The sequence below is a fragment of the Denitratimonas tolerans genome (genome assembly GCF_037203605.1).
Classification (GTDB): domain Bacteria; phylum Pseudomonadota; class Gammaproteobacteria; order Xanthomonadales; family Xanthomonadaceae; genus Denitratimonas; species Denitratimonas tolerans.
In genome coordinates, this window is the sequence record NZ_JBBDHC010000005.1 from 116,855 (window position 1) to 134,781 (window position 17,927).

Genomic DNA, 17,927 nt, shown 5'->3' on the forward strand with positions numbered 1-17,927 from the left:
GGGCGCCTGGAAGCAGGCGCCCTTTTTTTTGCTCCGTCGCGCCGCGTCTGGCGTGTGGCTTCCCTCACTGGATTTGCGAAGACTTCCCGATGTTGCAGACACTCCGTGACAAGACCACCGGCTGGGTGGCCGTGGCGATTCTGGTCCTCCTCTCCGTTCCGTTCGCGTTCTTCGGCGTGGAGAACTATTTCCAGGCGCAGGTTCCGACCTACGTCGCCAAGGTGAACAAGGTCGAGATCGACCAGGACCAGTTCCGCCAGCGCTTCGAAGACCACCGCTCCCGGATGCGGCAGATGCTTGGTGACCGCTACGACGCGCGCGAATTCGACACGCCGATCGTCAAGCGCCAGGTGCTCGAGAGCATGATCGACGAAGAGGTGTTGCGTCAGGCCGCGACCAAGTACGGCCTGGTGGTTGCTCCTGCCACGCTGCAGAAGGAAATCGCCGACATCGATGCCTTCCACGTCAACGGCAGCTTCGATGCGAACCAGTACAAGCTGGTGCTGGCTGGCGCGGGCATGACGCCGCGCGGTTTCGAGGCGCGCATGGCCAGCGACCTGCTGACCCGCACCATGCCGATGGGCGTGAGCCAGAGCAGCATCGTCACCGATGCCTACGTCAACGACTACCTCGCGCTGCGTGACCAGACCCGCAGCTTCGACTACCTGGTGCTTCCGGCACCCGCCGAGGACGCGATCGGAGAGATCAGCGACCAGGACATCGGCGCGTACTACGACGCCCACCCGGACTCCTACCAGAGCCCGGAGACCTTCGAGGTCGAGTACGTCGAACTGGATGCCTCCAAGCTGGACGTTGACGAGAGGCCGGATGAAGCGACCCTTCGCCAGCGCTATGAAGAAAACAAGGGCCGCTACATCGAGCCCGAGGAGCGTCTCGCCTCGCATATCCTGATCCAGACGCCGGCCAATGCCGACGCGGCGGCGGTGCAGGCCGCGCAGTCGAAGGCGCAGGCAATCGCGGAAAAGGCGCGCGCCGACGGCGCGGACTTCGCGGCGCTGGCGCGCGAATCCTCCGAGGACCCTGGTTCGAGCGCTGCCGGCGGCGAGTTGGGCTGGATCGAGCGCGGCGTGACCGACGCGGCGTTCGAGGCGGCGCTGTTCTCGATGGAGCCGGGCGTGAGCGATCCGGTCAAGGGCGCTGACGGCTGGCACGTCATCTGGCTGCGCGAAATCAAGGCCGAGACCGGCAAGGGTTTCGAGGATGTGCGCGTCGACCTCGAAAAGGAATACCTGGAGAGCGAGCGCGAGCGCCGCTACAGCGACCGTGCCGGTCGCCTGATCGACGCGATCTACCGTGATCCGAGCACGCTCGACAATGCCGCCGCCGAACTCGACCTCACCGTGCAGAAGGCCGGCCCCTTCACCCGCGCGGGCGAGCCGGGCCTGTTCTCAAACCCGGACGTGCTGCGCGCCCTGCTGTCGGACAGCGTGCTGGTCGAAGGTCTGGTGAGCGATGTGGTCGAGGTCGCCCCTGGCCACGGCATCGCGCTGCGCATCAGCCGGCACGTTCCCGCCGCCACGCGCCCGCTGGAAGAAGTAAAGGAGCAGGTCGAGGCCGCCGTGCGCGGCGAGCGCCTGGCCGAACTCGGTCGCGATGCGCTGGCGAAGGCGCTCGAATCGATCACGTCGATCGACACCATGAAGACCTATGCCGAAGCCCACGCGCTGGAAGTGCGGAATGCGGAGGACGTGGGCCGTATGGGTGCCACGGTGGATCCATCCATCGCGCAGGCCGCGTTCTCCCTGCCGCACCCGGTCGAAGGCGGCAGCAGCGTTGGCAGCGCGCCGCTGGTCGGCGGTGCCAGTGCAGTGATCGCGCTGACCAAGGTGACCGATGCCGATCCGACGAAGATCGATGCCGCCCAGCGCGAGATGATCCGGGACCAGTTGGCGCAGGCAATCGGTGGCGTGGAGGCAACCGAGCTGATCAAGGCGCTGCGCCGCGAGGCCAGGATCGACGTGGCGGAATCGCGCATGTGACGCGCGCGTCGATGCAGGTCGACGGCCCCGCGAAACGAAAAGGCCCGGCAATGCCGGGCCTTTTCGCATCCGGGTGCGCCGCCGTGGCGCTCACTCCATGCCGGCCATGCCCAGGATGTTGTAGCCGCCGTCCACGTAGGTGACCTCGCCGGTGACGCCGGCGGCCAGGTCCGAACACAGGAAGGCACCGACGTTGCCGACATCCTCGATCGTGACATTGCGCCGCAGCGGCGAGTGGGCTTCCACGTGGGTCAGCATCTTGCGCAGGTTGCCCACGCCGGCGGCCGCCAGGGTCTTGATCGGACCGGCGGAAATCGCGTTGACGCGGATGCCTTCCGGCCCGAGGTTGAGCGCGAGGTAGCGCACCGAGGATTCCAGCGCGGCCTTCGCCACGCCCATGACGTTGTAGTTCTCCAGCGCGCGCTCGGCACCGAGGTAGCTCAGGGTGAGGATGGCACCCTGACGCCCCTGCATCATCGGGCGCGCCGCGCCGGCCAGTGCGGCCAGGCTGTAGGCGGAGATGTCCAGCGCGATGCGGAAGCTCTCGCGCGTCAGATGGTCGAGGAAGCCGCCGTCGAGCGTCTCGCGCGGTGCGAAGCCGACCGAATGCACCAGGATGTCGAAGCCGTCCCAGCGCTCGCCCAGCGTCTTGAACGCGGTCTCGATCTGGGCGTCGTCGGCCACGTCCAGCGGCAGCACGATGTCCGAGCCGTACTCGCGCGCGGCGTCTTCCACGCGCGACTTGAGCTTGTCGTTCTGGTAGGTGAAGGCCAGTTCGGCACCTTCACGGTGCATGGCATCGGCGATGCCGTTGGCGATCGAACGCTGGCTGGCGATGCCGACGATCAGGGCGCGCTTGCCCGCAAGAAAACCCATGGTGTTGCCTCCGCGAATGCTGCAGGACGCGCCTGCAAGGTAGGTGGGACCGCAATGCGCCGGCGGCAACGGGCGGCATCGCGAGGTCGGGAAAGGCGAAGTTTGACGCCTGTTCGCTCAAGGCGCCAGACGCAGGCGCTGGCCGGGGCGCAGGATCGAGCGCGCGTTCAGCCCGTTGAGCTGGAAGAGGGTCTGCAGCCGTACCCCGTGGCGCTGCGCGATGGCACCGAGCGTATCTCCGCGGCGCACCGTGTATTCCCCGGCAAGCGGCTCGGGCGGCAGGGCTGGCGTCGGCGCGTGCGGCAGTTCGAAGCCATCGAAGCGGTCGCTCAGCGACTGCGGCACCAGCAGGGTGCGCGGTGCGTCGGGTGCGATGAATCCGCCGCGGAACGCCGGGTTGAGCGAAGCCAGCCGCTGCGGCGCGATGCCGCGATCGGCGGCGATCAGCGCGAGCGTGGACTGGCCCGGCGGCAGCGTCACCGACACCAGGGGGTCGAAGCCGGTATCGTCCGGCAGTTCCAGTCCGTGGCGCTCCGGCGCACCCAGCAGGCAGGCCAGTGCGCGGGTGCGGGCCAGGTAGTCGACGGTGCCGGCGGGAAGTCCCGATGGAGTGCCGGTGCCTGACGATTCCTGCGGCTCCGGATCGCGCTCCAGCAGGCGCGCCACGCGCTGCGGGCCGGCGTTGTAGGCGGCCGCGGCGATCTGCCACTCGCCGAAGCGGTTGTGCAGGCGCGCCAGATAATCCAGCGCCGCGTCGGTGGATGCGAGCGCATCCATGCGCCCGTCGTAGTGGCGCGTGATTGGCAGTTCCAGATACGCAGCGGTGGATCGCCCTATCTGCCAGAGCCCGACATGGTCGCCGGCCCCGCGCGCGTCGGCGCGGTACCAGCTTTCGGCAATCGGCAGCAGGGCAAACTCGCCCGGCAGGCGATAGCGATCCAACTCCGCGAGGGTCAGCGCGAGCCACGGCAGGATCGCTTCGATCTGCCCGGCGAACCGCTGCGGCGATCCGGCATAGCGACGCTGCCACAGGCGCACCTGCGGGCTGTCGCCGCAGGGGGCTTCGATCAGGCGTTCGCGCAATTGCGCCAGCACCTCGGCGCCGGTCGTGGGGAGCGATGGTTCGACGGGCAGGAAGCGTTCCGGGACAGGCTTCGGCTCAGATGCGGGAGCGGGAGCGATCACCGGCACCGGCGCGGCGACAGGATCGGCCGCGCCTTCTTCCGGGGAGGCGCGCTGCGGCATGCCCTGACAGGCGGCCAGGAGCAGCAGCGCCACGATGGCGCAGGCGCGACACCGCAAGCTCATGCGGCGAAGCCGTCTTTCCAGCGCCGCAGCGCCGCGAACACGGCCACCGGGTCCGCGGCGTCGCAACCGCCGTGCTCGGCCACACGGGCCGCAAGCCGCGGTTCGCGGCAGCGCAGGAACGGGTTGGTGCCCTGTTCCGAGCCGATGGAGATCGGCACGGTGGGGTTGCCGAGCGCGCGCGCCTCGCGCGCCTGCGCCGCGCGTCGCACCAGCGCCAGGTTGCCCGGATCCACCGTGAGCGCAAACGCGGCGTTGCCCAGGGTGTATTCGTGCCCGCAGCAGACCCGTGTTTCCGGCGGCAGGGCGGCAATCCGTTCGAGCGAGTCGAACATCTGCGCCGGCGTGCCTTCGAACAGCCGCCCGCAGCCGAGGCTGAAGAGCGTGTCGCCGGTAAAGACCAGGCCTTCGCCCGCGAAGGCGATGTGGCTCCGGGTGTGGCCGGGAACCGCCATCACCGAAAAGGACAGGTCGGCCTGGGCCACGTTGACCACATCCCCCTCACCCACGCGCACGCAGTCGCCGACGATGCGCGGATCGTCGGGCGCATACACGATCGCACCGCAGCGTTCCGCCAGGGCGTCGACGGCACCGGTGTGGTCGCGGTGGTGGTGGGTCACGAGGATGGTGCAGGGGCGCAAACCCTGTTCCATGGCCTCGAGCACGGGTGCCGCCTCGCCGGGATCCACGATGACCGCACGGCCGTTCGTTCCGGCCAGTGCCCAGATGTAATTGTCAGCCAGTGCGGGCAGGGCGGTGGGGAGTGGCATGGCAGGCAGGGTACACTGACGGCTTGTGCAGGACGTATTGGCGCAACATGCCGGCAGCTTCCCCGCCCCGTCAACCCGAGAGCCCGCCATCCTGGTTCGATGGCGGCGTCGGGCGCGCGTTCCTCGACGCCGAGCTGGGGCTGATGATGCCGCTGCTGCTGCGCCGTCCGGGCCTGCGGATGTGCTGGATCCTGCCGACCGAAGCGAGCGCGGGGCGCGCGCCGCCGGTGCTGATGCCCGGCGAGACGCGGCTGTGGCGCAAGGGTGAGGCCTGGCATGTGGGCAGTGAGCCGGTCGCGACCGTGCCGCAGCAGGAAATGGATCTGGTGGTGGCGGCGCACGTCATGGGGACGGCGATCGACGCAAAATGGCAGCTCGATGCGGTCCACGCCATGCTGCGGCCGGGCCGGACCGCTTTTTTCGTCGAACTCAACCCCTGGTCGCCGTTTCGCTGGCAGTGGCGAGGCAAGGACATGCACGCCCCGTCGGTGTGGAGTCTGGCCGAACGGGTGCGCGACAGCGGCCTGGCCGTCGAAGCCAGCTACGCGCTCAATCCCTCGGCCTCACGCGATTCGGTGGGCACGCTGCTGCGCCACGACTGGCGCACGCCGGCGTGGCTGCCGCACCGCGCCTTCGCGATCCGCGCGCAGCGCCGGGAACCGGGAATGACGGCCGTCGGATCTTCGCTTCCCGCCGGCTTCGCCTTGGGGGCACCGGGCGGATGAGCGGCGAGGATGCGGTGCTCATCCACACCGACGGCGCGTGCCTGGGAAATCCCGGGCCGGGCGGCTGGGCGGCGCTGCTGCACCATCGCGGACGCGAGCGCGAGATCTCCGGCGGCGAGTCGGACACCACCAACAACCGCATGGAGCTGATGGCCGCGATCAAGGCGCTGGAAGCCCTCAAACGCACCTGCACGATCCGGCTGCGCACCGATTCGCAGTACGTTCGCCAAGGCATCACCCAGTGGCTCCCGAACTGGATTGCGCGCGGCTGGCGCACGGCCAGCGGCGACGCGGTGAAAAACCGGGATCTCTGGGAGCGTCTGCAACGCGCTGCGGCACGCCACGAGGTCCATTGGGAATGGGTGCGCGGGCACGCCGGCGATCCGGACAACGAGCGCGTCGATCGGCTCGCGCGTGCCGCCGCCGAAGCGTTCCGGGTTGCGCCCTGATGCATCACGGATACTGGAGCGATGAGCATGCGACAGATCATTCTTGATACCGAAACCACCGGCATGTCGCTCGAAGCGGGCAACCGCGTCATCGAGATCGGCTGCCTGGAGCTGCTGGGGCGCCGCCCCAGCGGCCGGCACTTCCACCGCTACCTCAATCCCGGGCGCGACAGCGAGCCGGGCGCGCTGCGCGTGCACGGGCTGACCAGCGAGTTCCTTTGCGACAAGCCGCGCATCGAGGATGTCGTCGACGAGTTCCTCGACTTCATCCGCGGTGCGGAGCTGGTGATCCACAACGCCGACTTCGACCTCTCCTTCCTGGATGCCGAACTCAGGCACTGCGGGCCGCAGTACGGGCGCGTGATCAGCCACGTCGCCGGCGTGCTCGATACCGTGCGTCTCGCGCGCGAGCGCTTCCCCGGCCAGCGCGTCTCGCTCGATGCCCTGTGCCGGCGTTTCGGCATCGACAACACCCATCGCGCGCTGCACGGGGCGCTGCTGGATGCCGAGCTTCTGCTCGACGTGTACCTCGCGATGACCTCGGGCCAGTTCGACCTGGCCCTGGCGTCCCACGATGAACCCGTGCGGCGCGGCGACGCGACGGCGGCGTCGCCGCCGCCACGCGAGATCCGCGTGGTGCGCGCGAATGCGGACGAGCGCCTGCGCCACGAGGCGCGCCTGGACGATCTTCAAAAGATCGCCGGTGTGCGCCTGTGGCCGGTATCGGACGGAAGCTGAGGATGCCGTGAGCCGCGAAGCCGCACCGCAGGTTCCCGGGTTCCGCATCCTGCGCCGGCTGGGGGCGGGATCCAGCGGCACCGTCTACCACGCCATCCAGGACGGTACCGAGCGCGAAGTGGCGCTCAAGGTGTTCGAGCCGGCCGATGACCCGGACGCCACCACGCCGGCCCAGATCGAGCGCGAACGCGAAGTGGCCGCCTCGCTGCGGCACCGCCACCTGGCGCGTATCCATGCCATGGGCGAACACGGCGACCGGCGCTGGCTCGCCAGCGAATACCTGGCCGGCGGCAGCCTGGCCGAGCGCATTGCCGCGCGCATGCGCGTGGGCGAGGTGCTGCAGGTGGTCCGCGACGTGCTCCAGGGCCTTGGCCACGCGCATGCGCGCGGGGTCGTCCACGGCGACGTGAAGCCGGGGAACATCCTGTTTCGCGGTGCCGGCGATGCCGTGCTGGTCGATTACGGCATCGCCGCCTTCGCGCGCGAGGGCGATCGCCGGGTCAGGATGCAAGGCGGCACGCCCGAATACATGAGCCCCGAGCAGGCGCGTGGCGAGCCGGTCGACGGGCGCTCCGATTTCTTCAGCCTGGGCGTGGTGCTGCACGAAATGCTGACCGGGCGCGTGCCCTGGCCGGCGGATGCCGGCGGCGAGGCGCGCGATCGTGGCCAGGCCCCGCTGCTGCCGGCGCGGCACCGCTGGCTGCAGCCCCTGCTCGATGCCCTGCTGGCCGAGCGCCCGGAAGATCGGCCCGAGGATGCCCGCGCGCTGCTGTCCCTGCTGTCCTCGCTGTGCGCCGCCTCGCCCGAGGCCCAGAGCCTGCTGCCGCACCCCGGCGACGACATCGAAGCGGGGCGCGTACACGGCCGGTACGAATCGGTGCGGGCGCGCCGCCGGCAGCTGCGGCGCGCGTCGGCGCGAGCGCTGCTGGTTCTGGCCCTCGTCCTGATCGGCGCGTTCCTGGCGACGCGGCTTTTCGCGGGCGACTGAACGGCTGCGGCGAAGGGATCGCGCCGGTCGCCGATCACTCCGCCTCGTCGGGATCGAACAGGCGCTGCTGTGCGCTCCAGGCATCGGCATCGACGAAACCGGACAGGCCCACGCCCACGAGGCGATAGCGCGTGGCGTCGGGCAGGGCGACCCGAGCATGCAGGGCCCAGGCGGCATCGGCCAACGCCTCGGCGCTGGTGGGCGGCTCGGCGAAGGTCAGGCTGCGGGTGAGGATGCGGAAGGCCGAGGTCTTGAGTTTGAGCGTTATCGTGCGGGCGATGCGCGAGGCGTCGCGCTGGCGCTCGCGGCGGTAGTCGGCGAAGGTGCGCGCGGCCAGCTGGCGCACCAGCGGCTCCAGCTCCAGCAGGGGCAGGTCGGTTTCCAGCGTGTCCTCGCGCGAGATTTGCAGCGTCGGGCGGTCCGGCTCCACCGGATGCTCGTCGATGCCGTGCGAAAGCTCGTGCAGGCGCCGGCCCCAGCGCCCGAACAGCGACTCCAGCCGCTGCGCGCCCAGTGCGCGCAGCTGCGCCACGGTTTCCACACCCAGCGCCGCCAGGCGCGCCGTCATCACCTTGCCCACGCCAGGAATTCGGTCCACCGGCAGCGGCAGCAGTACCTCGTCGATGCGCGAGGGGCGGATCACGAACAGGCCGTCGGGCTTGTTCCAGTCCGAGGCGAGTTTGGCAAGAAACTTGTTCGGCGCGACCCCGGCCGAAGCCGTCAGCCCGGTTTCCTCACGGATCGCGGCACGGATCGCTTCCGCGCCGGCCGTGGCCGAAGGCAGCGGCAGCTTCGGTGCGGTGAGATCCAGATAGGCCTCGTCCAGCGACAGCGGCTCGATGAGATCGGTGTAGCGAGCGAAGATGCCGTGCACCTGCCGCGACACTGCCTTGTAGCGGGAAAAATCCGGCGGCACGAAGGCGGCCTGTGGGCAGAGGCGCTCCGCGGTGACCGCTGGCATCGCCGAGCGCACCCCGAAGCGGCGTGCCTCGTAGCTGGCCGCGCACACCACCGAGCGCGCGCCGCGCCAGGCCACCACCACCGGGCGACCGCGCAAGGACGGATCGTCGCGCTGCTCCACCGAGGCGTAGAACGCGTCCATGTCCACGTGCACGATCTTGCGCGGCGGGGCGTTCACGTCAGCTCGGGCGAGCGCTCCAGCAGCCGGCCGATGCCTTCCGTTTCTATCCGTGCCAGCGCGGCCGATACGGCCGCAGCCGCGACGTCGGCATCGAAGCCCAGGCGGAAGTGCACCTCGCCCGCCGGCGTGCGCGAGGAATGGATCGAGGCGATGCTCACCCCTTGACGCTCGAAGGCGTGCAGCAGGCGGCGCAGTGAGCCGGCCTGATCCTCGGGCAGGTGCATCGAGACGCTGCGTTCGCCGGCCAGATCCGCCAGCAGGTAGCCGACCCGCTCGAACGTGTAGTTGCCCTCCGCAATCGCCGGCTCACCCAGCGCCGCGTGCGCGTCGGTGAAAAAGCGCCGGCGAAAATCCGCCCGCGCCGCGTCGTCGCCGCGCGCCACCAGCCCGCGCAGACCCTCGATCTGGCGCACCAGCGCCCCGAGCATCGGGCCGGCGTAGGGGTTGCAGAACTGGATGTCCTCGTAGATCGCCGGATTCATCGCGAGGATGCGCGAGAGCATCGCGGTATCGAGCTCGAACGAGGCCGAGCGGAAGGGCAGCAGCGCCTCCAGCCCGCCGAGCCGGTCCGCGTATTCGCCCAGCACTCCGCCCTGGGCCAGATGCGTGGCGTGCACCATCGCCTGCACCAGAGCCATGATCCGGTCGTGCTGCTCGGGCGTCGCGCGCACGCACTGCGCCCGCAGCGCGCCGAGGAAACCCGCCAGCCAGCCGCGCCAGACGTCCAGCCGCGCCTCGCACACCACCATCGCCCGCCCCTTGAGCGTCGGTGCCTTGGGTGCCGCCGTCATCGGATGCAGACCCACCACCTCCGCCTGCGAGGCCAGCATCGCCGCCACCGGGGTTTCCTTGATCGAGGTGACATCCAGCCACAGCGCCCCGCGCTCGCGCCCGCCGGCCCGCTTCACGTAGTCGGCAATGATTGCCGGCGTGTGCCGGATCGGCGCGCAGAACACCAGCACCCGACAGCGCGCGATCAGTTCCTCCGGCTCGACCGTACCCGGCTTGCCCGGATCGGACCCCAGCACGGCAAGACCCATCCGCGTCTCGAAGAATCGCCGCAGCCAGCGCCCGTAGCTGCCTTCGCTGCCGATCAGGCCGATGGTGGGGGAGGATGTCATGGGGCGGGATTCCATGGGTTAACGCGCCCATGATCGCACCGCGCGTGCGTGCGGGCGACGCCATTGCCGCGCGTCATCGCCCGCTTGCGCCCCATCGCATCGGTGCGCGCCGGCCCTATGCTGCACGCCGTTCCTTCCGCCGCGTGACCGCCATGGATTCTCCCGCCTGGGCCGCCCTGCATCCGCCCGACGTGCCGCCGGTGCGCCGGCGCGAGGTATTCGCTTGGGCGATGTTCGATTTCGCCAACTCCGGCTATACGACGGTCGTGATCACGGCGGTGTTCAACGCCTGGTTCGTGGCGGTGATCGCCGCTGGTGCCACCTGGGCCACGCTGGCCTGGACGAGCGCGCTCTCGGTGTCCTATGCGCTGATCCTTTTGACCGCGCCGCTGATCGGTGCCTGGGCCGACCTGCGCGCGAACAAGCGCGAACTGCTCGTCGCCAGCAGCGCGCTGTGCGTGGTCGGCACCGCGGCGCTTTCGCTGTGCGGCCCGGGCGACGTGATGCTGGCGCTGGCGCTGGTGGTCGTCGGCAACTTCGCCTTCGGCACGGGTGAAAACCTGATCGCCGCTTTCTTGCCTGAACTGGTGAAGCCGCAGGCCATGGGCAAGGTGTCCGGCTGGGGCTGGGGATTGGGTTATCTCGGCGGCATGGCGACGCTGGGGCTATGCCTGTGGTGGATCCAGGGCACGGGCCGTGCGGCGGGCGTGGCGGTGCCCCAGACGATGGTGCTGACCGCGCTGGCGTTCGCGCTGGCGGCACTGCCCACGCTCTTTCTCCTGCGCGAACGGGCGCGCCCGCAGGTGGGCGTGGGTGCAGATGCCTGGGGGCTGGCGCGAAAGCGCGTGCGCGGGACCCTGCGCGGCAGCGAGGGTCTGACGGATCTGCGCCGCCTGCTGCTGTGCATCGTCTGTTACCAGGCCGGCGTGCAGACCGTGATCGCGCTGGCGGCGATCTACACCGAACAGGCGCTGGGTTTCACCACGGTGCAGAGCATCACCCTGATCCTGGTGGTGAACCTGACCGCCGCGGTCGGCGCGCTGGTCTTCGGCTTCGCGCAGGATCGCTTCGGCCATCGCCGCGTCCTCGCGATCACCCTGGTCGGGTGGATCATTGCGATCGCGATGATGTGGGCGGCGCAGGACATGGCGCTGGTGTGGATCGCGGCCAACCTGGTCGGCCTGTGCCTGGGCGCGTCGCAGTCGGCCGGCCGGGCGCTGGTTGGCTACATGTGCCCGCCGCAGCGCGAGGCGGAGGTCTTCGGGCTGTGGGGGCTGGCGGTGAAGCTGGCCTCGATCCTGGGCCCCTTGAGCTATGGCCTGGTCAACGCACTCACCGCGGGCAACCACCGCATCGCCATTGCGATGACGGCGGCGTTCTTCGCGGTCGGGCTGCTGCTGCTGGCGCGGGTGGACGTGGCGCGCGGGCACGCGCTGGCGCATCCACCGGGCACCGATTCCCGCGATGGCGCGGCGCGGGCGTGACCGCCTGCGAGGACCGCCGATGATTGCCTGCGTCGCGGGTGACCGATAGCATTCCATTCCTTTTCCCGCGCGATCCGGCACCCACGCAGGGCCTGGCCGGCGCGAGCGCGTCATTCCGGAGTCTTTCATGCGTACCCATTTCTGCGGCCTCGTCGACGAAGCCCTGATCGGCCAATCGGTGACCCTGTGCGGCTGGGCGGACGTCGCCCGCAACCTGGGCGGGGTCTGCTTCATCGACCTGCGCGACCACGAGGGCATCGTGCAGATCCTTGCCGAGCCCGACCAGGGCGAGGTGTTCGATGTGGCCGCCAAGGTGGGCTACGAGTACTGCCTGCGCGTGACCGGCACGGTGCGCGCGCGCCACGCGGTGAACGACAGGATCCGCTCGGGCAAGGTCGAAGTGGTGGCGACGCGCATCGAGATCCTCAACGCCGCCGACACCCTGCCGTTCTACCTGCACGAAACCCCGGGCGAGGAGGCGCGCCTGACGTATCGCTACCTCGACCTGCGCCGCCCCGAGATGCAGCGCATGATGCGCACCCGCACGCGGCTGGTGCAGGCGCTGCGGCACTGGCTGGATGCGCGCGGCTTCCAGGACATCGAGACCCCGATCCTGACCAAGGCCACGCCGGAAGGCGCGCGCGATTTCCTCGTTCCGGCGCGGATGCACGAGGGCGAGTTCTACGCCTTGCCGCAGAGCCCGCAGCTGTTCAAGCAAATCCTGATGATGGCCGGCTTCGACCGCTACTACCAGATCGCGCGCTGCTTCCGCGACGAGGCGCTGCGCGCCGACCGGCAGCTCGAATTCACCCAGCTCGACATGGAGTTCGCCTGGGTGGACGAGGCCGAGGTGCAGGGCACCACCGAAGCGATGATGCGCGACGTTTTCGCCGAGGTGATCGGCGTGGCGCTGGCCGACCCGTTCCCGCGCATGAGCTGGGCCGAGGCGATGCGCCGCTACGGTTCGGACAAGCCCGACCTGCGCATCGCGCTGGAGCTGGTCGACGTGGCCGAGGCGGTGAGGGGCTGCGAATTCAAGGTGTTCACCGATGCGGCGGAGGATCCGGGCGGCCGCGTCGCGGCGCTGCGGATTCCCGGTGGTGCCACGCTCTCGCGCAAGCAGATCGACGAATACGCCGCGCACGCGGCGAAGTTCGGTGCCAAGGGCCTGGCCTACGCCAAACTGGGCGAGGACGGTGCGGTCAACTCGCCCATTGCCAAGTTCTTCGCCGAAGGTGACTTCGCCACGCTGCTGGCCCGGGCCGGCGCGCAGCAGGGCGACATCGTGTTCTTCGGGGCCGGCGAGTACGGCGTTGTCAGCGCCTTCATGGGCGCGCTCCGGCTCAAGGCGGGCAAGGATTTCGGCCTGGTCGAGAACGCCTGGCGCCCGCTCTGGGTGACGGATTTCCCGATGTTCGAATGGGACGAGGAGGAGCGGCGCTACGTGGCGCTGCACCACCCGTTCACCGCGCCGGCCGTGGACGACATCGCGGATCTGAAGGCCAACGCCCGCACCGCGGTATCGCGCGGCTACGACATGGTGCTCAACGGCAACGAGATCGGCGGCGGCTCGATCCGCATCCACCGCAGCGACATGCAGAGCGCGGTGTTCGAGCTGCTGGGCATCGGCGAGGAGGAGGCGCGCGCCAAGTTCGGCTTCCTGCTCGACGCGCTGCGCTTCGGCGCGCCGCCGCACGGCGGGGTGGCCTTCGGTATCGACCGCATCGCGGCGCTGATGGCCGGCACCGAGTCGATCCGCGACGTGATCGCCTTCCCCAAGACCACCGGCGCGCAGTGCCTGATGACCGGCGCGCCCTCGCCGATCCCCGATGCGCAGTTGGCCGAGGTGCATATCCGGGTGCGGGAGAAGGCGCAGGACGTCGCGGGCGAATCGTAGGTCGGGGCTACGCCCCCGACGCGGTGTCTTTTTGCGTATCGTGCGCGCGGATGAAGTCGCGCACCTGCGGGTAGATCGTTTCGCGCCAGCGCCGGCCGCTGAAGATGCCGTAGTGGCCCGCGCCCTCGGCCACGAGGTGGCGCTTGCTGGCGTCGGGGATGCCGCGGCACAGGTCGATCGCCGCCTCGGTCTGGCCCAGGCCGGCGATGTCGTCCAGCTCGCCCTCGATGGTGAGGAGCGCGGTGTCGCGGATGTCCTCGGGCGCCACGCGGCGGTCGCGCACGAACCATTCGCCGCGCGGCAGCAGGTGCTTCTGGAACACGATGTCGATGGTGTCGAGGTAGAACTCGGCGTCCATGTCGAGCACCGCGTTGTATTCGTCGTAGAAGCGGCGGTGCGACTCGACGTCTTCCAGATCCCCGCGGCGCAGGTTCTGGTAGAACTCCCAGTGCGACTGGAAGTGCCGGTCCGGATTCATCGCGATGAATCCGGCGTGCTGCAGGAAGCCCGGATACACCTTGCGCCCGTGCCCGGGATAGTTGGGCGGCACTTCGTGGATGACGTTGCTGGAGAACCAGCTCAAGGGCTTGGTGGTGGCGAGCGTGTTGACCTGGGTCGGACTGCGGCGCGGATCGATCGGCCCGCCCATCATGGTCATCGAAAGCGGCGTCTCTTCGCCGGCCGAGGCCATCAGCGAAATCGCGGCCAGCACCGGCACGGTCGGCTGGCAGACCGATATCACGTGCAGCCTGCGCGCGCCGATGTGGCGGATGAAGGCCTGGATGGTCTCGATGTAGTCGGTCAGCGAGAAGGTGCCGGCCGCCTGCGGCACCATGCGCGCGTCGATCCAGTCGGTGATGTAGACCTTGTGGTCGTGCAGCAGGGTGCGCACGGTGTCGCGCAGCAGGGTGGCGTGGTGTCCGGAGAGCGGTGCCACCACCAGCACCGCGGGGTCGTCCTTGAGCTCGGCGATGCAGCCGGGATCGTCGCTGAAGCGTTTGAAGCGCAGCAGGTGGCAGAACGGGGTTTCGATCGTCGTGCGCTGCAACACGGCGATCTCGGTGCCGTGCGCCTGCACCTGGTTGAGCCCGAACTCGGGCTTCTCGTAATCCTTGCCGATCCGGTAGGCCAGCTCGAAGTCCGCCGCCAGGTGCGAGGCGCCGGGCATGCGGGCGTAGAGGCTGCCCGGCTCCGAAAAGATCCGCGAGCCGGCTTCCGCCAGGTAGGTGTAGGGCGAAAGCAGGGCGCGTTGCATCTCGTGCAGGGCGTAGAGCATCGGGTGACTCCGGACGACAATCGGCCGATTCTACTGCGATGCAGCATCCGGCGGGTTCGTACCTTGGTCACAGCCCCGGCGCCTCGCGCGCGAGGCTTGGGCTATCATGGCTGGCTTCATGAGGGCGTGATGGCATGCGGGTACTGGTAAGCAACGACGACGGGGTGGACGCGCCCGGTATCAAGGTGCTGGCGCAGGGGCTGCGCGACGCCGGCCACGGCGTGGTCACGGTGGCTCCCGACCGCGACCGCTCGGGCGCGTCCAATTCGCTCACGCTCGATCGACCGCTGCGCGCGCGCGTCGTGGACGAGGAAACCTGGTGCGTGGCCGGCACGCCGACCGATTGCGTGCACCTGGCGCTGGCCGGGCTGCTGGATTTCGAGCCGGACATCGTGGTGTCGGGCATCAACACCCACGCCAACCTCGGTGACGACGTGATCTATTCGGGCACGGTCGCGGCGGCGATGGAGGGGCGCTTCCTCGGCCTGCCGGCGATCGCGATGTCGCTGGTCTGGAACAACGGCGGCGAGCGCCACTACGCCACCGCCGCGCGCGTGGCGACGGAGCTGGTGGCGCGGCTGATCGTCGATCCGCTGCCGGCCAACACCATCCTCAACGTCAACGTGCCGGACGTGCCCTGGGCCGAGCTGCGCGGCTTCGAGGTGACCCGCCTGGGCCATCGCCAGCGCGCTGAGCCCTGCGTCGCGCAGGAAGATCCGCGCGGCCGGCCGATCTGGTGGATCGGCATGGCCGGACCGGAGCTGGACGCGGGGCCGGGCACGGATTTCCACGCGATTCGCTCGCGCTGCGTTTCGATCACGCCCATCCATGTGGACCTCACCCGCTACCAGGCGCTGGAGAAGGTGTCCGGCTGGGTCGGCGGCCTGACCCGCGCCATGGAGGCCACGCAGTGATGACGTCGCACGCGGCGCGCGACGCCGACGGATCGGGCATGACCTCGCTGCGCGCGCGCGAGCGCCTGGTCGAGAGCCTGCGCGCCAACGGCATCCGCGACGAGCGCGTGCTGGAGGCGATGCGCAGCGTGCCGCGGCATCTTTTCATCGACGAGGCGCTGGCGAGCCGTGCCTATGAGGACACCGCGCTTCCCATCGGGCGCGGCCAGACGATCTCCCAGCCCTGGGTGGTGGCGCGCATGACCGAGGCACTGCTGGAAGCCGGCGCGCGCGGCAAGGTGCTGGAGATCGGCACAGGCTCCGGTTACCAGGCCGCGGTGCTGGCGGCGCTGGTGGACGATGTCTACAGCGTCGAGCGCATCGACGAGCTGCAGCGCGCGGCGCGCCGGCGCTTCCGCGCGCTGGGGCTGCGCAACATCCACTGCCGCCATGACGACGGGCGCATCGGCTGGGCGGAACACGCGCCCTACGATGGCATCCTGGTCACGGCGGCGGCCAGCGCGCTCGATCCCGAGCTCCTGCGCCAGCTTTCGCCGCAGGGCGTACTGGTGGCACCGGTGGGCGAGCCGGGCATGCAGCGGCTGATGCGCTGGAGCGCGAAGACCGGCGACTGGCAGCCCGAGGTGCTGGGCGCGGTGTCGTTCGTGCCGCTGCTGGGAGGAACGGCGTGAAGCTTTTCGCGCCGCTCTACGAGCGCATGCTGGCCTGGTCGCGGCACCGCCGCGCGCCGGCGCTGCTGGGCGGAATCAGCTTCCTGGAGGCGATCGTTTTTCCGATCCCGCCCGAGGTGATGCTCGCCCCCATGTCGCTGGCGCAGCCGCGCCGCGCCTACCTGTTTGCCGCGATCAGCCTGCTGGGTTCGCTGCTGGGCATGTTCATCGGCTACGCCATCGGTTACTACGCGATCGAACTGGCGATGCCGCTGCTCGAGCGTTTCGGCTACGCGGCCCAGTTCGAGGAAATCAAGCGCCAGGCCGGCGAGAACGGCTTCTGGCTGCTGTTGCTGGCCGGCTTCACCCCGGTGCCGTTCAAGGTGTTCACGCTCGCCTCGGGCGCGGTATCGATGCCGCTCCTGCCGTTTTTTTTCGGAGCGCTCATCGGCCGCGGCAAGCGCGTGTTCCTGGTGGCCTGGGCGATCCGGCTCGGTGGCGCGAAGGCGGAGATGGCGCTGCGGCGACATATCGAACCGATCGGCTGGACCGCGCTTGCAGCGCTGGCCGGACTGATCCTCTGGCTTGTGCTGCGGGGAAGCGCGGGATGAGCCTGTTTCGCCTTCTTGCGCTGCTGCTGATCCTGCCGCTGCTGGCGTCCTGCGGCGTAACGCCGCGCGCCGTGGTGAAGCGTGACCCGGCGGCCGTCGCCGCGTCGAAAACCTCGCCCCGCCCGGCGGCGCAGCCGATGGCGGGCAGGACGCATCGGGTGGTTCGCGGCGACACGCTCTATGGCATCGCCTTTCGCCATGGGCTGGATTACCGCGACCTGGCGCGCTGGAACGCGATTGCGCCGCCCTACACGATCTATCCCGGCCAGCGCCTGCGGCTGGGTGCGGAACCCGCGGCCCGGGTGTCCGCGGCACCCGCACCCTCGGCGACCACGCGCGCGAACGCGCCGGCGGCCCCGCCGGTGCGGAACACCGCGCCGGCGGCACCCGCAGCGACGCCCGCAGCGGTGCCGGTGGTCGCCTCCGCGCCGAAGCCCGTCGCCGCCGCACCCGCGCCCGCGAGCGTGCCGCCGTCCAGCGGCAGCGTGGCCTGGCGCTGGCCGACCAGCGGCCAGATCATCGGCAAGTTCGTGGCGGGCGAACCCACCAGGCAGGGCATCAACATCGCCGGCAGCGCCGGACAGCCCGTGGTCGCGGCCGCCGCGGGCGAGGTCGTGTATTCCGGTTCGGGCCTGATCGGCTACGGCGAACTGATCATCATCCGCCATTCCGACACCTTCCTCTCGGCCTACGGCCACAACCGCAAGCGCCTGGTGGCCGAGGGCGAAAAGGTGAGCGCCGGCCAGCAGGTGGCCGAGATGGGACGCAGCGGCGCGAGCCGCGACATGCTGCACTTCGAGATCCGCCGCAACGGCAAGCCGATCGATCCGCTGCCGCTGCTGCCGGCGCGCTGATGCGCGTGGCACGGTTGCCGGCCGCGGTCAGGCCGAACGCCCTGATCCACCATCACGTCCGCGCGCGCCGGCGCGACGGAGTCACGCTCAAGCCCGTCGCCTGATATCCTTTCCCGCCCAGCGTATGC

General features: G+C 69.9%; 17 protein-coding genes. 11 read left to right on the top strand and 6 right to left on the bottom strand.

Translation table 11 applies throughout. The annotated features are described in order from the left end of the window. Nucleotides 1-89: 89 nt before the first annotated feature. On the top strand, nucleotides 90-2,000 hold the full coding sequence (locus WB794_RS05080) for a SurA N-terminal domain-containing protein (protein ID WP_337334762.1): 1,911 nt from the start codon (nucleotides 90-92) through the stop codon (nucleotides 1,998-2,000). 90 nt (nucleotides 2,001-2,090) lie between these two features. On the opposite strand, the gene WB794_RS05085 is transcribed toward WB794_RS05080, so the two are convergent. The 3 genes from WB794_RS05085 to gloB form a co-directional block, all read right to left on the bottom strand. Further along, nucleotides 2,091-2,876: an enoyl-ACP reductase FabI gene (locus tag WB794_RS05085; protein ID WP_337334763.1), complete on the bottom strand. Its 786-nt coding sequence runs from the start codon at nucleotides 2,874-2,876 to the stop codon at nucleotides 2,091-2,093. A gap of 117 nt (nucleotides 2,877-2,993) precedes the next feature. Further along, on the bottom strand, nucleotides 2,994-4,184 hold the full coding sequence (locus WB794_RS05090) for a transglycosylase SLT domain-containing protein (protein ID WP_337334764.1): 1,191 nt from the start codon (nucleotides 4,182-4,184) through the stop codon (nucleotides 2,994-2,996). Further along, nucleotides 4,181-4,951, bottom strand: coding sequence for a hydroxyacylglutathione hydrolase (gene gloB, locus WB794_RS05095; RefSeq protein ID WP_337334765.1), 771 nt, complete (start codon nucleotides 4,949-4,951; stop codon nucleotides 4,181-4,183). The genes WB794_RS05090 and gloB overlap by 4 nt, the downstream gene beginning before the upstream one ends. A 47-nt stretch (nucleotides 4,952-4,998) precedes the next feature. On the opposite strand from gloB, the gene WB794_RS05100 reads away from it, so the two are divergent. From WB794_RS05100 to WB794_RS05115, 4 genes are read left to right on the top strand one after another with little or no spacing between them, the layout of a single operon-like run. After that, complete coding sequence (locus WB794_RS05100; RefSeq protein WP_337334766.1) at nucleotides 4,999-5,676, top strand: hypothetical protein; 678 nt, start codon at nucleotides 4,999-5,001, stop codon at nucleotides 5,674-5,676. Then, a complete protein-coding gene (rnhA, locus tag WB794_RS05105; protein ID WP_337334767.1) occupies nucleotides 5,673-6,125 on the top strand; it encodes a ribonuclease HI in 453 nt (150 codons plus the stop codon). The genes WB794_RS05100 and rnhA overlap by 4 nt, the downstream gene beginning before the upstream one ends. A 27-nt stretch (nucleotides 6,126-6,152) precedes the next feature. Next, nucleotides 6,153-6,863: a DNA polymerase III subunit epsilon gene (gene dnaQ, locus WB794_RS05110; protein WP_337334820.1), complete on the top strand. Its 711-nt coding sequence runs from the start codon at nucleotides 6,153-6,155 to the stop codon at nucleotides 6,861-6,863. A 7-nt stretch (nucleotides 6,864-6,870) separates the two neighbouring features. Beyond that, on the top strand, nucleotides 6,871-7,851 hold the full coding sequence (locus WB794_RS05115) for a serine/threonine-protein kinase (protein ID WP_337334768.1): 981 nt from the start codon (nucleotides 6,871-6,873) through the stop codon (nucleotides 7,849-7,851). Between the two features lie 34 nt (nucleotides 7,852-7,885). On the opposite strand, the gene dinB is transcribed toward WB794_RS05115, so the two are convergent. Together dinB and WB794_RS05125 are read right to left on the bottom strand one after the other, a co-directional pair. Beyond that, the gene (gene dinB / locus WB794_RS05120; protein ID WP_337334769.1) at nucleotides 7,886-8,989 is read right to left on the bottom strand and encodes a DNA polymerase IV; all 1,104 of its coding nucleotides are present in this window, start codon (nucleotides 8,987-8,989) and stop codon (nucleotides 7,886-7,888) included. After that, entirely contained in the window at nucleotides 8,986-10,113 is a 1,128-nt protein-coding gene (locus WB794_RS05125) for a prephenate dehydrogenase (protein WP_337334770.1), read from the bottom strand. The genes dinB and WB794_RS05125 overlap by 4 nt, the downstream gene beginning before the upstream one ends. A gap of 29 nt (nucleotides 10,114-10,142) precedes the next feature. On the opposite strand from WB794_RS05125, the gene WB794_RS05130 reads away from it, so the two are divergent. Together WB794_RS05130 and aspS are read left to right on the top strand one after the other, a co-directional pair. Then, entirely contained in the window at nucleotides 10,143-11,597 is a 1,455-nt protein-coding gene (locus tag WB794_RS05130; RefSeq protein WP_337334771.1) for an MFS transporter, read from the top strand. A 127-nt stretch (nucleotides 11,598-11,724) separates the two neighbouring features. Then, nucleotides 11,725-13,494: an aspartate--tRNA ligase gene (gene aspS, locus WB794_RS05135; protein WP_337334772.1), complete on the top strand. Its 1,770-nt coding sequence runs from the start codon at nucleotides 11,725-11,727 to the stop codon at nucleotides 13,492-13,494. A gap of 7 nt (nucleotides 13,495-13,501) precedes the next feature. Here the strand turns inward: aspS and WB794_RS05140 are convergent, their stop codons facing one another. After that, the gene (locus tag WB794_RS05140; protein WP_337334773.1) at nucleotides 13,502-14,770 is read right to left on the bottom strand and encodes a polyhydroxyalkanoate depolymerase; all 1,269 of its coding nucleotides are present in this window, start codon (nucleotides 14,768-14,770) and stop codon (nucleotides 13,502-13,504) included. A gap of 134 nt (nucleotides 14,771-14,904) precedes the next feature. Here WB794_RS05140 and surE point away from each other — a divergent pair, with 134 nt between their 5' ends. Genes surE through WB794_RS05160 form a run of 4 tightly spaced genes read left to right on the top strand, consistent with a single transcriptional unit; the run spans nucleotide 14,905 to nucleotide 17,799 of the window. Next, nucleotides 14,905-15,684, top strand: coding sequence for a 5'/3'-nucleotidase SurE (gene surE / locus WB794_RS05145; protein ID WP_337334774.1), 780 nt, complete (start codon nucleotides 14,905-14,907; stop codon nucleotides 15,682-15,684). Beyond that, on the top strand, nucleotides 15,684-16,355 hold the full coding sequence (locus WB794_RS05150; protein ID WP_337334821.1) for a protein-L-isoaspartate(D-aspartate) O-methyltransferase: 672 nt from the start codon (nucleotides 15,684-15,686) through the stop codon (nucleotides 16,353-16,355). Before surE ends, WB794_RS05150 begins: the two co-directional genes overlap by 1 nt. Continuing rightward, on the top strand, nucleotides 16,352-16,945 hold the full coding sequence (locus WB794_RS05155; protein WP_337334775.1) for a YqaA family protein: 594 nt from the start codon (nucleotides 16,352-16,354) through the stop codon (nucleotides 16,943-16,945). Before WB794_RS05150 ends, WB794_RS05155 begins: the two co-directional genes overlap by 4 nt. Then, a complete protein-coding gene (locus tag WB794_RS05160; RefSeq protein WP_337334776.1) occupies nucleotides 16,942-17,799 on the top strand; it encodes a peptidoglycan DD-metalloendopeptidase family protein in 858 nt (285 codons plus the stop codon). Before WB794_RS05155 ends, WB794_RS05160 begins: the two co-directional genes overlap by 4 nt. Nucleotides 17,800-17,927: the final 128 nt, after the last annotated feature.

What these genes read in the sequence shown, in the direction of transcription:
- aspS (WP_337334772.1), top strand. Translation starts at nt 11,725, where the DNA reads ATGCGTACCCATTTCTGCGGCCTCGTCGACGAAGCCCTGATCGGCCAA.
- WB794_RS05150 (WP_337334821.1), top strand. Translation starts at nt 15,684, where the DNA reads ATGACGTCGCACGCGGCGCGCGACGCCGACGGATCGGGCATGACCTCG.
- WB794_RS05080 (WP_337334762.1), top strand. Translation starts at nt 90, where the DNA reads ATGTTGCAGACACTCCGTGACAAGACCACCGGCTGGGTGGCCGTGGCG.
- surE (WP_337334774.1), top strand. Translation starts at nt 14,905, where the DNA reads ATGCGGGTACTGGTAAGCAACGACGACGGGGTGGACGCGCCCGGTATC.
- WB794_RS05100 (WP_337334766.1), top strand. Translation starts at nt 4,999, where the DNA reads ATGCCGGCAGCTTCCCCGCCCCGTCAACCCGAGAGCCCGCCATCCTGG.
- WB794_RS05160 (WP_337334776.1), top strand. Translation starts at nt 16,942, where the DNA reads ATGAGCCTGTTTCGCCTTCTTGCGCTGCTGCTGATCCTGCCGCTGCTG.
- WB794_RS05125 (WP_337334770.1), bottom strand. Translation starts at nt 10,113, where the DNA reads ATGACATCCTCCCCCACCATCGGCCTGATCGGCAGCGAAGGCAGCTAC.
- rnhA (WP_337334767.1), top strand. Translation starts at nt 5,673, where the DNA reads ATGAGCGGCGAGGATGCGGTGCTCATCCACACCGACGGCGCGTGCCTG.
- WB794_RS05140 (WP_337334773.1), bottom strand. Translation starts at nt 14,770, where the DNA reads ATGCTCTACGCCCTGCACGAGATGCAACGCGCCCTGCTTTCGCCCTAC.
- gloB (WP_337334765.1), bottom strand. Translation starts at nt 4,951, where the DNA reads ATGCCACTCCCCACCGCCCTGCCCGCACTGGCTGACAATTACATCTGG.
- WB794_RS05130 (WP_337334771.1), top strand. Translation starts at nt 10,143, where the DNA reads ATGATCGCACCGCGCGTGCGTGCGGGCGACGCCATTGCCGCGCGTCAT.
- WB794_RS05090 (WP_337334764.1), bottom strand. Translation starts at nt 4,184, where the DNA reads ATGAGCTTGCGGTGTCGCGCCTGCGCCATCGTGGCGCTGCTGCTCCTG.
- WB794_RS05085 (WP_337334763.1), bottom strand. Translation starts at nt 2,876, where the DNA reads ATGGGTTTTCTTGCGGGCAAGCGCGCCCTGATCGTCGGCATCGCCAGC.
- dnaQ (WP_337334820.1), top strand. Translation starts at nt 6,153, where the DNA reads ATGCGACAGATCATTCTTGATACCGAAACCACCGGCATGTCGCTCGAA.